The organism is Brucella sp. BE17 (genome assembly GCF_039545455.1).
Classification (GTDB): Bacteria; Pseudomonadota; Alphaproteobacteria; order Rhizobiales; family Rhizobiaceae; genus Brucella.
The window spans coordinates 1,423,849-1,436,718 of record NZ_CP154467.1 but is presented as its reverse complement, the minus strand read 5'-3'; the positions used below and the strand labels follow the sequence as shown (position 1 = coordinate 1,436,718).

Here is a 12,870-nt window from a genome sequence, read left to right as displayed (position 1 = left end):
AAGATTATAACCGCTTTTTTTATGTGGCAATAACGTCTCCTGTTTTAGTAAAAGCGGCTATTGCATTTAAATGCAGTGGCCGCTTTTCTTTATCACGATGCGATATATATTTATTATATGTCTGTGTTTGATCACATCGCTTTCAAAGTCAGCAATATCGGGCGCAGCCGTTCATTCTATGAAAGCTGCATGCCTAAACTTGGATTGAGTTTGATTGCCCGCTCTAGCAGTGGTTTCTTCATCAATGGCGGAAAAAGGGCGCCCGTGCCGTTTATGTTTGTTTCGCAGTCGGCACATGGCAATGCTTCAGCTGACATGAAACCGGGTAATCATTTGCATCTGATGTTTGCTGCGACAAGTCGCGAGGCTGTTCAAGACTTCTTTGAGGCGGCTATGAAGGCAGGCGGCACGGATAGTAGCAGGCCCGGCTATCAAGGGGCCGAAGAGATGGGCTATTATGCTGCCCTTGTCCATGATCCCGATGGCAACACGCTGGAAGCGGGTTTTCGTGAGAGAAAGCGTTAATTTACGGTCTTATCTTAGCTTTCAGGCGCGTAGATTGCGCTTGTCGAGATGGCTGACCAGGCGATCGCCGATCCACTGGATGCCGCAGACCATGATAATGAGAACCACGACCACCGCAAACATGATCTGTGTTTCAAAACGCTGATAGCCATAACGGATGGCGAGGTCGCCCAAGCCTCCGCCACCGATGGCTCCGGCCATTGCAGAAGCGCCGATAAGCGTGATGATGGTGACCGTGAATCCCGCAATGATGCCCGGAAGCGCTTCGGGTACCAGCACGTCGCGTATGATGGTCCAGCGGCTTGCGCCCATTGAACGGGCGGCTTCGACCAGCCCATGGTCGACTTCACGCAGAGAGACCTCGGCAATACGCGCATAATAGGGAATGGCGGCAATTGAGAGCGGCACGATAGAAGCCCATGTACCAATCGAGGTACCGACGATAAAGCGCGTGACCGGAATGAGCGCCACCAGAAGGATGATGAACGGCACGGAGCGAAAGCCGTTGATGATCGCGCCCAGAATGGAATTGACGGTCAGGTTCTGCGCCAGCCCTCCGCGCTCGGTCATGATCATGATGAGCGCGAGCGGCAGACCGACGACAAGCGATATCAGGCTTGAAAAGCCGGTCATGATCATGGTTTCCCAAAATGACTTCCAGAGAAGATTGAGCATGGCATCAGACATAGCCGAGCACCTCCATGGCATCCGTATGGGTATTGAGATAGCCAATGGCGGCTTCAAGCTTCGTTTGGTCTGTTGCGGGCAGGCCTATGAAAAGTGTGCCGACCGGCTCACCCTGAATGGTGTCCATGCCACCATGGATGAGCTGCGGTGCGACGCCGGTGGCGGTTGTGACGTCGCTGAAGAATGCGCCTTTTGCCGCCGCACCCGACAATTTTACCTTGAGAATGGCAAGCTCACCGTCGTTCTCTTTGAGGCGCTCGCGCCAGACGAGCGGCAGTTCCGGTGTCAGCACCTGCAACATGCTCTGCGTGACAGGGGATTGTGGATTGGCAAAGACTTTCCAGACCGGGCCTTCTTCTGCAATCGCACCGCGATCAAGCACGATAACCCGATCGGCGATGCGGCGGATCACGTCCATTTCATGCGTGATGAGTAGAATGGTGAGGCCAAGCTTGGTGTTGATGTCCTTGAGCAGTTCCAGAATAGACTGCGTTGTTTCGGGGTCGAGCGCCGAGGTCGCTTCGTCCGAGAGCAGAACAGCGGGTTCGGCGGCGAGCGCGCGCGCTATGCCCACGCGCTGCTTCTGCCCGCCCGAAAGCTGTGCCGGATAATGGTTTGCTTTATCGGAAAGACCGACAAGATCGAGAAGTTCTGCGATACGTTTTGCGCGTTCGAGCTTCGATTTGCCCGCGATCTTAAGCGGCAAACCAATATTTCCAGCAACGGTTTTTGCAGAAAGCAGGTTGAAGTGCTGGAAAACCATGCCGATGCGGCGGCGAACGGGGCGCAACTCCGTTTCAGTGAGCCCCGTGATCTCATGGCCTTCAATGCGGATCATACCCGAATCGGGCTTTTCAAGGCCGTTGACGCAGCGGATCAGTGTGGATTTTCCAGCGCCACTGCGGCCAATAATGCCAAGAATTTCTCCGCGCGCCACAGAAAGCGATACACCGCTGATCGCTGCCGTTTCGCCAAACATGCGCTGCACGTCCTGCATTTCGACGAGGGGCGCGGATGCGGCGGATGACGGTTCAGTGCTCACGGTTGTTTCTTCTGTGTGTTGATATGCCGGTTTGAACAGCGGCTACCGGTTTCAATACGGTTTCAGGAAAAGATTAAGGCGGCCAAGGCAAGCGCCAAACCGTTGGCGATGCTTTTGGGCAATTTTTGTCGGCACGTCAATAAAAGTCGCGCCGGAAAGTGGTTCCCGGCGCGGTCTTTCATTCGTTTCGATTGTTTATTTCCAGGCCGGAATGCCCGTACCCTTATAGGCGCGGTCGAGTTCGGCCTTCACAGCATCGTTCTGGAAAGAAGCGACAAGCTTCTTCACCCAATCCGCATCCGCATCTTCCGTGCGCACGGCGATGAAGTTGTTGTAGGGATTGTTTTCGTTCGATTCCCAGCCGATGGCTTCTTCCTTTTTAAGGCCCGCTTTGGCAGCCCAGTCATTATTGACGATTGCCGCATCAAGATCGTCAATGGAACGGCCAACGACACCGGCGTCGAGTTCCTTGATTTCGATCTTCTTGGGGTTCTCGGCAATATCGATAGGCGTTGCCAGAATGCCTGCATCGGGCTTAAGCTTGATCAGCCCCTTTTCCTCCAGCACGCGCAGCGCACGGCCTTCGTTGGATGGATCATTGGGAATGCCGACAACAGCCCCTTCCTTCAATTCATCAAGGCTTTTATGCTTGCGTGAATAAATGCCGATCGGCCAGACGGCAGTGTAACCGGCGACGCTGATTTTGTAGCCGTGCTGCTTGATCTGCTCATCGAGAAACGGCTTGTGCTGGAAAGCGTTGGCGTCGATTTCCTTGCGCTCAAGCGCCTCATTGGGCTGGTTATAATCGTTGAAGGTGACGCGCTCGATAATGAGGCCCTGCTTCTTGGCTTCCTCGGCAACGATTTTCCAGACGTCTTCGTCCTCACCGCCCATGATGCCGACCTTGAGGGTTTTGTCTTCTGCGTGGCTCGGTGCGGGCGCAAAACTGATGGTGAGCGCTGCGGCGGTGAAGACGAGAGCTTTTAAGCCAGCGCGGCGGGTCAGCGTGTAACGGGAAAGGACTGACGACATGTTTGTTTTCCTTGTTCAATGATATGGAAAGCCGGTCCCGGATGTGATCCCCGTTGCAATCAACGAGATGATCTTTCTCCCCAGCCCTCCTTAAAGCCGATCATTCCTGTTTGTCAGAGAATAAACAAGGAAAATTATTTCACAAAACCGCGCATAAACACATCTTAAATTGCGTTCGCGTAAACAAGAGCGAATTGTCATTTCCACATTGTGTGCCAATCCAAGCTGCCTGAAGAGGTTTTACATATTGTAGATAAGCCCCTTCTGCGAACTGGTGCTTATTGCTTCTTTTTTGCCAGTCCTTGCTCACGCATCTCGCTCAACGACATTTTAGGAGACAGTGCTTCGGGATCAATGCGAATTTCAATCAGCGCAGGCTTGCCCGAATGTTCGCACCGCTCAAAGGCGGGTGCGAAATCACCGGTGTTTTCGACGGTTTCGCCGTGCAACCCATAGGCGCGCGCGAGGCTTGCAAAGTCTGGGTTGGCAAGGTCGGTTCCCGATACGCGACCGGGATAATTGCGCTCCTGATGCATGCGGATGGTGCCGTACATACCGTTATTGATGACGATAAAGATGGCGTTGGCGCCATATTGTGCGGCGGTCGCTAGTTCCTGTCCGTTCATGAGAAAACAGCCGTCACCGGCAAAAGCCACTACCGTGCGTTTGGGATCGGTGAGTTTTGCCGCAACGGCTGCGGGCACGCCGTACCCCATCGAACCGTTGGTCGGTGCCAATTGACTGCGATAGGTGCGATACTGATAGAAGCGGTGCGGCCATGCCGAGTAATTGCCTGCACCATTGGTGATGATGGCGTCACTTGGCAAATGTTCGCGCAGCCATGCCATGATCTCTCCCATCTGGACAGGCCCAGGAATCGTCGGCGTTTCTATATTGGCGCGATAATCGGCATTGACGCTTGCAGCCCATGCTTTTGCGCGGGGATCTGAAAGAGCTGGCAGGGTTGCGCTTGCGCGCGCAAAGGCGGGCATGCTGGCATTGATCGGAAGGTCGGCATGATAGACGCGGCCCAGTTCTTCCGCGCCGGGATGAATATGGATGAGCTTTTGTTTTGGTACCGGAATATCTATGAGTTCATAGCCCTGTGTGGTCATTTCGCCCAGACGAGCACCGACCACCACCAGAAGATCGGCATCGCGCACGCGCTGTGCCAGTTTTGGGCTGATTGAGGTGCCCATTTCACCGGCATAAAGCGGATGCGTATTGTCGAACATGTCCTGACAGCGGATCGAGGTCGCGACCGGCAGATGCATGTTTTCTGCGAATGTCTGTAAATTTGCGACCGCTTCGCTGTTCCAGCCGCCACCGCCGACAATCATCAGCGGGCGTTCGGCTTTCTCGATGCGGTTTGCCATATCCTGTAATTGCTCTGCACCGGGATGCATCTCGACAAGCTTATAGGCGGGGGCATCGTCAACCGTTGCATATGCGCTCAGCATGTCTTCGGGCAGCGCCACCACGACCGGGCCGGGGCGTCCATTGACGGCGCGATGAAAGGCTTGGGAAACAAGTTCGGGAATACGTGCCGCATCATCAATCTGTACAACCCATTTGGCCATCTGGCCGAACATTCGACGGTAATCAATTTCCTGAAAAGCCTCGCGCTCGACCTGATCGCTCGCCACCTGCCCGATGAACAACAGCATGGGTGTCGAATCCTGAAAGGCGGTATGCACACCGATGGATGCATTGGTCGCGCCCGGTCCACGCGTGACGAAGCAGATGCCGGGTTTTCCGGTCATCTTGCCATAAGCTTCGGCCATATAGGCGGCACCGCCCTCCTGACGGCAGACGATCAGGTCGATTTCATCGTGAACATCGTAAAAGGCGTCGAGCGCTGCCAGATAACTTTCGCCCGGAACACAGAAAACGCGTTTCACGCCGTGAATGCGTAATGCATCCACCAAAACCTGACCACCGTGGCGCGAATTGGATTGGCTTGTCATCGGGCCGGATTCTCCCATGTTAGTATGATTAGCATGTTGATATCGTGACTATATGCATATGAGCACGGAGCACACATAATGACCAAATCAGATGATCTTATGTTGCAAAGGTATGGCGGGAGGGGCCAATGACTAGGGTGGATAAAGGTAAAATATATGTCGGGATCGGCGGCTGGGCCTATGAGCCGTGGGATGAAAGCTTTTATCCAGAAAAACTCGCCAAAAAGCGTCAGCTCGAATATGCATCAGGCAAGCTCACCTCCATTGAGGTCAATTCAACCTATTATGGTCCGCAGAAACCGCAGACTTTCGCACGATGGCGTGATGAAACGCCTGACGGCTTTGTGTTTTCGCTCAAAGCGCCGCGCTTTTCCACCAATCGCCGCGTGTTGGCAGAAGCAGGTGCCAGCATCGAAAAGTTTCTGACTGGCGGGGTGACAGAACTCAAGGAAAAGCTCGGCGTCATCAACTGGCAGTTCATGGCAACCAAGAAATTTGATCCAGTTGATTTCGAGGCATTTTTGAAATTGCTGCCCAAATCCGTCGATGGCATTGATCTGCGTCATGCTGTCGAAGTGCGCCATGACAGTTTCAATTCAACGAATTTCATCGCCTTGCTGCGAAAATATGGTGTGGCGGTGGTGATCGCCGGTGACAGTGATTTTCCGCAATTTGCCGATATGACTGCGCCTTTCGCCTATCTGCGTATCATGGGTACGACGCAGCGCGAATCGAAAGGCTATAATGATGAACGGCTTGATCAGTGGGCAAAGCGTGCTCATGCGATTGCCGTCGGTCACGTACCCGATAGCATGAAAAGTTTGACGCCGCCCATTCCCGATAACGTCGCACGCGACGTCTTTCTCTATATCATCAGCGGTTACAAGGCGCATAATCCGCAAGCCGCGATGACCCTGATCGACCGGATTGCGTAGAGTGAAACTCCTGCCTCAGATTGCTTCGCGGATGCGTTCGACGCCAACCTGGATGACGCTTTCCATAGCCGCACGCGCTTTTTGCGGATTACGCGATGCAATAGCATGGGCAATGCGCAAATGATTGGCGGCACATTCTGCAATGCCTTCCCGTGATGCGGCAGGCGATGACAGTTTGAACGAAATCGCCAGGGCAGCTTCGATCAGACCGCTGACGGAGCGCATGAACGGGTTGCCCGACATGCGAGCGATTGCGAGATGGAATTCCAGATCGACATTGGCAATCGATTCGGGCGTGTGATCCGGATTATCGAATTTTTCTGCCAGTGCATAAAGTTCGACAAATTCATCGCTGCTGGCGCGCTCTGCAGCCGCTGCGGCTGCTGCAGGTTCCAGCGCCATACGCATCTCAGCCAGATGATCGACGAAATCCTCGTCAAAGCCTGCTTCAAAACGCCATGTCAGGACATCGGGGTCAAAGAAATTCCAGCTTTCATGACCCAGAACCCGGGTGCCAACCTTGGCCTTGGGTTCAATCAGCCGCTTGGCGGCCAGTGTCTTCATTGCTTCACGCAAAACCGTGCGCGAAACCCCGAAGCGCAGCGACAATTCATTATCGCCGGGAAGGATCGAATCTTCCGCAATCGTTCCTGCGACAATCCCGCGCCCCAGATCACCCACGACAATGGCGTGGCTGTTATGCCGCTTGCGCCCGGTTATCGCTGTCTCCAGTAGTCCCAATTCAGGCCTCCCTCATGCGTTGCCGAGCTATTCTCAAATCGGAAAACCACACAAGTCCCCGCTGTAGCGCAATGAACAGGAAGAGCAATATGCCGATTGCAATTTTTGTCCACCATGAAGACAGGGTTCCGTCAAAAACAATATAGGTTTGTATCAGCCCCTGGATCAAAATACCGACGAAAGTTCCGGCCACAAGCCCGGCGCCACCGGTCAAAAGCGTGCCGCCGATGACGACCGAGGCAATGGCGTCGAGTTCAACGCCCACCGTTGCCAGTGAATAGCCCGACGAGGTGTAGAGCGTATAGACGATGCCCGCGAGGCCCGAAAGAAGCCCCGACATCGTGTAAATACCGATGGTGGTGCGCGCGATTGGAACCCCCATCAGTTCTGCTGATTGCGCATTGCCGCCCAGCGCATAGATGTTGGCCCCAAAACGCGTGCGATGCGCGATGATGCCGCCAATGATGAAGATCGCCAGCATCAGCATGGCGATGAAAGTCAGCCGCCCGCCGCCGGGCAGGCGGAAATACAATCCCTGCAATGTGTTGAAGAAAGGATGGGAGATCGGCACGGATTGCGTCGAAATCAGGAAGGCGGCGCCACGCGCCAGAAACATGCCCGCAAGCGTTGCTACAAAAGGCGGGATACCAAGATAATGGATCATCATGCCCATCCATGCCCCAAAAAGGGCGGCAATCACCAGAATGAGCGCGAAGGCGATGAGCGGATGCAGGCCGAGCTGGCCGACGGTTACGGCGACGAAAACGCTGGTGAAGGCAATCACCGAGCCGACCGAGAGATCAATGCCGCCCGACAGGATCACGAATGTCATACCCACCGCCGCGATGCCGAGAAAAGCGTTGTCGGTCAAAAGATTGCCAATCACCCGCGTCGAGAGCATGTTTGGAAACTGGATGACGCAGAGCGCGTAGGCGAGCAGAAAAATTGCCACCGTGGTGAGAAACGGCAAATTGCGAAGCACTCTCATGATCGTGCTCCCGTCTGTTTTTTGCGCTCGAAGCGCAGGAAGGTGATGAGGTGTACCAGAGCTGGCGACTGGAAGGTCAAAACGATGATGATAATGCCTGCCTTGATGATCAGGTTGAATTCCGGCGGAAAGCCAGCCATCAGAATGCCGGTATTGATCGACTGGATGATGAGCGCTCCCAGCAAGGAAGCCATGATCGAGAAGCGTCCGCCATTCAGCGATGTGCCGCCAATGACGACCGCGAGAATAGCGTCGAGTTCAAGCCACAGACCGGCATTATTGGCATCGGCACCCCGGATGTCGGCAGTGGCGATCAGTCCTGCAAGTGCTGCTCCCAGTCCTGACACGGCATAGACGCTGAACAAAAGAAACCGCGCCTTGACACCTGCCAGCATTGCCGCTCGGCGGTTGATGCCGGTAGCCTCGATCAGAAAACCGAGCGCTGTGGAACGCACGATCAGTCCCACGGCAAGCCCTGCAAAAATCCAGATCAGTACAGGGAGAGGCATGCCTAAGAATGATCCGGAACCCAGCGCTGCAAAGGAATCATTGTTGAAGGTGAGGATCACGCCTTCGGTGATCAACTGCGCAATACCGCGTCCGGCCACCATCAGGATAAGCGTTGCGATGATCGGTTGAATGTCGAAGACGGCAACGAGAAAGCCGTTCCACAACCCGCATAAAAGCCCCGTGCCGAGGGCCACGGGAATGATAATAGCGAGCGGATAGCCTGCGACGATGAGCGAGGCTGCCGTCGCACCGCTGATCGCCATGACCGCGCCGACCGAAAGGTCGATGCCGCGTGTGGCGATGACCAATGTCATGCCGATGGCGAGGATTGCAACGGGTGCCGCACGCACGAGAATATCGATCAGACTGCCGTAGAGGCGCCCATTCTGGAACGATATATTCAAAAAGCCTGGCGAGATGATGGTGTTTGCTGCCAGAATGAGCGCTAGCGCTGCGAGTTGCGGGCTTAGCCTTTTCAGTTTTCTACCAATAGATGTCATCATGCAGCGGCCTCATTTGCGGGGCCGGTTTCGGCAATTGCGCGCACGATATTGTCGGCGGTGATTTGTGTGCCGTTAAGTTCCGCGATGTGGCGGCGATCGGAAAGCACCACCACACGATTGGCAACGGCGGCCAGTTCCTCGAATTCCGAGGAGATGATGACCAGCGACATGCCTTGCGCGCAGAGTTCCCCGATGAGTTTGAGGATTTCTGCATGGGCGCCGATATCGATGCCGCGCGTCGGCTCATCGAGAATGAGCAGGCGCGGATCGGTGGCAAGCCAGCGCGCCAGAATGGCCTTCTGCTGATTGCCGCCCGACAGAAGCTTGATGGGTTTGTCGGGATCGGGCGGACGGATGTCGAGTGTCTTGATATAACGTTCTGCCAATGTGGCCTTTTCGCGTGCGGACAAGGGTTTCGACCAGCCGCGCTTGGCCTGGACTGCGAGCGCAATATTTTCGGCGACCGAAAAATCGCCGATGATGCCATCGCTCTTGCGCTCTTCGGGGCAGAAGGCAAAGCGCTCGGCAATGGCGGTTACGGGTGAGGAAAGCTTTATCGCCTTACCGTCCACGGTGAGGCTGCCGGCGTCGGCATCATCCACACCGAACATCAAAAGTGCGGTTTCGGTGCGGCCTGAACCGAGTAAGCCCGCAACGCCGATGGCTTCGCCTGGTTTGATGGCAAGATCAAAGGGCGCAACGCTACCCTTTTTGCCAAAGCCTGAAAAATGGATAGGGGCGGTTGAATTGTCGCTGACCTCTTCGGTCAGTTGCCGACTGACCGTTTCCTGCAATTGATGCCCAAGCATCATAGAAATGAGATCGGTGCGCGGCAGGTCCGAAAGATGACGGCTGCCGACAAGCTTTCCATTGCGCAACACGGTTACGCAATCAGCAATCGCGTAAACCTGTTCGAGAAAATGCGTGATAATGATGATGCCAAGCCCTTGCGCTTTTAGTTGCTGCAAAATGCCAAACAGCATCTTGACTTCGCGCGCATCCAGACTTGCGGTTGGCTCGTCGAGCACCAGTACCTTGCCGGAAAGATCGACCGCACGTGCAATGGCAATGATTTGGCGGATGGCGACGGAATAGGCCGACAAGGGTGCGCCGACATCGATATCGAGACCATAACGCGCCAGCAGGACGGTTGCGTCTTTTTCCATGCTGGAGCGGTCGATAAGACCGAACCGACGTGGCTGTCGTCCGAGATAGAGGTTTTCGGCAACGCTCAGGTTTTCAAGCAGATTGACTTCCTGATAAACCGTGCCGATGCCAAGCGCCTGCGCTTCGGCGACCGATGAGGGCGCAATTGGCTGGCCGTTGAGCACAATGGAACCGTCAAAGCCATGATAGGCACCGGTCAATATCTTGATGAGTGTTGATTTTCCCGCGCCGTTCTCGCCGAGAAGCGCGTGAATTTGTCCGCGAGAAAGCGCGAAATCGACGTGATCGAGTGCTGTCACGCCTAAAAAGGATTTGGTAATCGAGCGGGCTTCAAGAAGTGACGCAGGCTCGATCGGTCGAACGCCTGTTTCCGGGCGTGCCATGGCAGTCTCCGGTTCAATAGTGTCAGTATGACTTGCTGGGATCATCCGGGCTGCACTATGCAGCTCGGATGAAAGAAGATCAGTAACCCCAGATCAGTAACCCCCAGATCAGTAACCGAGGCCTTTTTTGGCTTCGTACACGGCCTTGGGATCGTCAGCTTGCGTATAAAGCTTGGATTCCGTCTGGATCCACTTCGGTGGAACGGTTTCCTTGTCCTTGAACGCCTCAATGGCGTCGAATGCCGGTCCGGCCATATTCGGCGTCAGTTCCACCGTAGCGTTGGCCTCGCCATCCGCCATGGCCTGAAAAATATCCGGCACCGCATCGATGGACACGATTTTGATGTCGGTTCCGGGCTTGAGGCCCGCTTCCTTGATGGCCTGAATGGCACCAACGGCCATATCGTCATTATGCGCATAGACTGCGCAGATTTCCTTGCCGCCGCCTTCGGCCTTGATGAAGCTTTCCATGACTTCCTTACCCTTGGTGCGGGTGAAGTCCCCGGTCTGCGAGCGGGTGATCTTGATGTTGTCGTGGTCCTTGATCGCGTCCTCAAAGCCCTTTTTGCGATTAATCGCTGGCGACGAGCCGGTTGTACCCTGCAATTCGACCACGTTGCAGGCTTTATCGCCCACATCCTTGATCAGCCAGTCGCCTGCAACCTTGCCTTCATGGACCTGATCCGAAGTGACGGCGGTCAGATAAAGCTCTTCCGACGCATCGATCTGACGATCAAGCAGCACAACCGGAATTTCTGCTTCCTGAGCTTCTTTCAAAACCGCATCCCAGCCGGTTGCGACCACGGGTGCGATCAGAATGGCATCGACGCCCTGCGCGATGAAGCCGCGTACGGCCTTGATCTGGTTTTCCTGCTTTTGCTGCCCATCGGCAAATTTCAGCGTATGACCGCGTTTTTCGGCTTCCTGCCGGGTGATACTGGTTTCAGCGGCGCGCCAGCCCGATTCAGAGCCGACCTGCGAAAAGCCAACCGTCAGCGAAGCGGCGGATGCGCTGGAAATCAGGGTAAGCGTGAGAGCGGCCGTCAGGGCCGTCAGACGGTATTTCATGATGTTTCCTCCCAAAAAGGCCCTCCCGGCCTTCACGTTTATGAAGCATATAATATTACTTTATGGCAAGCATATTTCGTCTTCATCCCAAAATTCAAGGGTGCGACAAACGTGCATTTTTTCGAATTGTATAGAAGTATCAAATATTTAATATGGGCGCTACGGTCGTTTTCGACGGGTCGTAGTGAATGGGCTGTTCGCCTTGCTTGACAAAATGATGCTTGGCAAAATAGTCATATTAATGAAAATAGGCAGCCGAGAACAAACGTGTGTTTTCGCGCGGCTATAAGAATGCTCCGCATGGATTTTGCGGAAAATGGGAGGCTCAATGCTACGTCTGATCCAATTCCGCGATGTCAGCGGAGAAATGCTTGTGGCTGCCTGCGATGATGAGGGCGCGGCACACATCGTCAAGGGTGTAACGACGACCTACGAGTTGGCATGGGCAGCCATTTCGGCAAGAATCAGTCTTGCCGAGCAGGTCGAGCGCACGGGCTTGGGCGAAGCCGTCGATATCGATGCAGCCCTTGCGGAGGGTCGCGTCGGTTTGCCGATCACGCATACAGATCCCGCACATCTGATCGTTGCAGGCACCGGCCTCACGCATCTGGGTTCGGCCGATGGGCGCGATAAGATGCATAAGGCGGCTCAGGCTGCTGAAAAGCCGACCGATTCCATGCGCATGTTTTTGATGGGCGTTGAGGGCGGGAAGCCGAAACCCGGCGAGAGCGGTGTGCAGCCAGAATGGTTTTATAAGGGTGACGGCTCGGCGCTGGTCGCATCGGGCGGCGAACTCGTTTCACCCTCCTTTGCAGAGGATGGCGGCGAGGAGCCGGAACTGGCCGGTATTTATCTGATCGGCCCGGATGGCACGCCGTACCGGCTCGGCTTTTGTCTCGCCAACGAGTTTTCCGATCATGTGACGGAAAAGCAGAATTATCTCTGGCTCGCCCATTCCAAGCTGCGACAGGCCTCACTTGGCGTCGAACTTTATACCGGCGAATTGCCGGATCATGTCGAAGGCATCTCACGCATCCGTCGTGGTGGCGAAGTGATTTTTGAAAAGCCGTTCCTGTCCGGCGAAGCGAACATGTCGCATACGATTGCCAATCTCGAACATCATCATTTCAAATATGCGTTGTTCCGGCGTCCGGGCGATATTCATGTGCATTTCTTCGGTACAGCTACTCTGTCCTTCTCCGAAAATGTGAAGACTGAAGCGGGTGACCAGTTCGAGATTTCCGCAAAGCCGTTCCGTTACTCGCTGATCAACCGGCTGGCACAAGCGTCTGCGGAAAAAATCGCTGTGAAGGCGCTGTAGA

The 12,870-nt window shown here is 54.9% G+C and carries 12 protein-coding genes; 3 read left to right on the top strand and 9 right to left on the bottom strand.

All coding sequences use genetic code 11. The features are described 5' to 3' along the window. Window positions 1–117 precede the first annotated feature (117 nt). A complete protein-coding gene (locus AAIB41_RS06960; protein ID WP_343314693.1) occupies window positions 118–525 on the top strand; it encodes a VOC family protein in 408 nt (135 codons plus the stop codon). 21 nt (window positions 526–546) lie between these two features. On the opposite strand, the gene AAIB41_RS06955 is transcribed toward AAIB41_RS06960, so the two are convergent. The 4 genes from AAIB41_RS06955 to AAIB41_RS06940 all read right to left on the bottom strand — a co-directional run bounded on the left by AAIB41_RS06955 (window position 547) and on the right by AAIB41_RS06940 (window position 5,253). Next, a complete protein-coding gene (locus tag AAIB41_RS06955) occupies window positions 547–1,212 on the bottom strand; it encodes a methionine ABC transporter permease (RefSeq protein ID WP_343312583.1) in 666 nt (221 codons plus the stop codon). Then, complete coding sequence (locus AAIB41_RS06950; RefSeq protein ID WP_343314692.1) at window positions 1,205–2,209, bottom strand: methionine ABC transporter ATP-binding protein; 1,005 nt, start codon at window positions 2,207–2,209, stop codon at window positions 1,205–1,207. The genes AAIB41_RS06955 and AAIB41_RS06950 overlap by 8 nt, the downstream gene beginning before the upstream one ends. Before the next feature lie 240 nt (window positions 2,210–2,449). Beyond that, window positions 2,450–3,286 (bottom strand): MetQ/NlpA family ABC transporter substrate-binding protein, encoded by an 837-nt coding sequence (locus AAIB41_RS06945; protein ID WP_343312582.1) that lies wholly within the window; start codon window positions 3,284–3,286, stop codon window positions 2,450–2,452. Window positions 3,287–3,564: 278 nt separating this feature from the next. Beyond that, the gene (locus AAIB41_RS06940) at window positions 3,565–5,253 is read right to left on the bottom strand and encodes a thiamine pyrophosphate-binding protein (protein ID WP_343312581.1); all 1,689 of its coding nucleotides are present in this window, start codon (window positions 5,251–5,253) and stop codon (window positions 3,565–3,567) included. A gap of 128 nt (window positions 5,254–5,381) precedes the next feature. On the opposite strand from AAIB41_RS06940, the gene AAIB41_RS06935 reads away from it, so the two are divergent. Continuing rightward, window positions 5,382–6,188: a DUF72 domain-containing protein gene (locus AAIB41_RS06935; RefSeq protein ID WP_343312580.1), complete on the top strand. Its 807-nt coding sequence runs from the start codon at window positions 5,382–5,384 to the stop codon at window positions 6,186–6,188. A gap of 15 nt (window positions 6,189–6,203) precedes the next feature. Here AAIB41_RS06935 and AAIB41_RS06930 read toward each other — a convergent pair whose 3' ends face one another. The 5 genes from AAIB41_RS06930 to ytfQ all read right to left on the bottom strand — a co-directional run bounded on the left by AAIB41_RS06930 (window position 6,204) and on the right by ytfQ (window position 11,548). Continuing rightward, a complete protein-coding gene (locus AAIB41_RS06930; RefSeq protein WP_343312579.1) occupies window positions 6,204–6,929 on the bottom strand; it encodes a FadR/GntR family transcriptional regulator in 726 nt (241 codons plus the stop codon). Window position 6,930: 1 nt separating this feature from the next. Continuing rightward, window positions 6,931–7,917: a galactofuranose ABC transporter, permease protein YjfF gene (gene yjfF, locus AAIB41_RS06925; protein ID WP_343312578.1), complete on the bottom strand. Its 987-nt coding sequence runs from the start codon at window positions 7,915–7,917 to the stop codon at window positions 6,931–6,933. Then, window positions 7,914–8,930, bottom strand: a complete 1,017-nt coding sequence (locus tag AAIB41_RS06920; protein WP_343312577.1) for an ABC transporter permease — start codon at window positions 8,928–8,930, stop codon at window positions 7,914–7,916. Before AAIB41_RS06920 ends, yjfF begins: the two co-directional genes overlap by 4 nt. After that, on the bottom strand, window positions 8,927–10,480 hold the full coding sequence (locus AAIB41_RS06915; protein ID WP_343312576.1) for a sugar ABC transporter ATP-binding protein: 1,554 nt from the start codon (window positions 10,478–10,480) through the stop codon (window positions 8,927–8,929). The genes AAIB41_RS06920 and AAIB41_RS06915 overlap by 4 nt, the downstream gene beginning before the upstream one ends. A 108-nt stretch (window positions 10,481–10,588) precedes the next feature. After that, window positions 10,589–11,548, bottom strand: a complete 960-nt coding sequence (gene ytfQ, locus AAIB41_RS06910; protein WP_343312575.1) for a galactofuranose ABC transporter, galactofuranose-binding protein YtfQ — start codon at window positions 11,546–11,548, stop codon at window positions 10,589–10,591. Between the two features lie 328 nt (window positions 11,549–11,876). Here ytfQ and araD1 point away from each other — a divergent pair, with 328 nt between their 5' ends. Then, complete coding sequence (araD1, locus tag AAIB41_RS06905; protein ID WP_343312574.1) at window positions 11,877–12,869, top strand: AraD1 family protein; 993 nt, start codon at window positions 11,877–11,879, stop codon at window positions 12,867–12,869. Window position 12,870 lies beyond the last annotated feature (1 nt).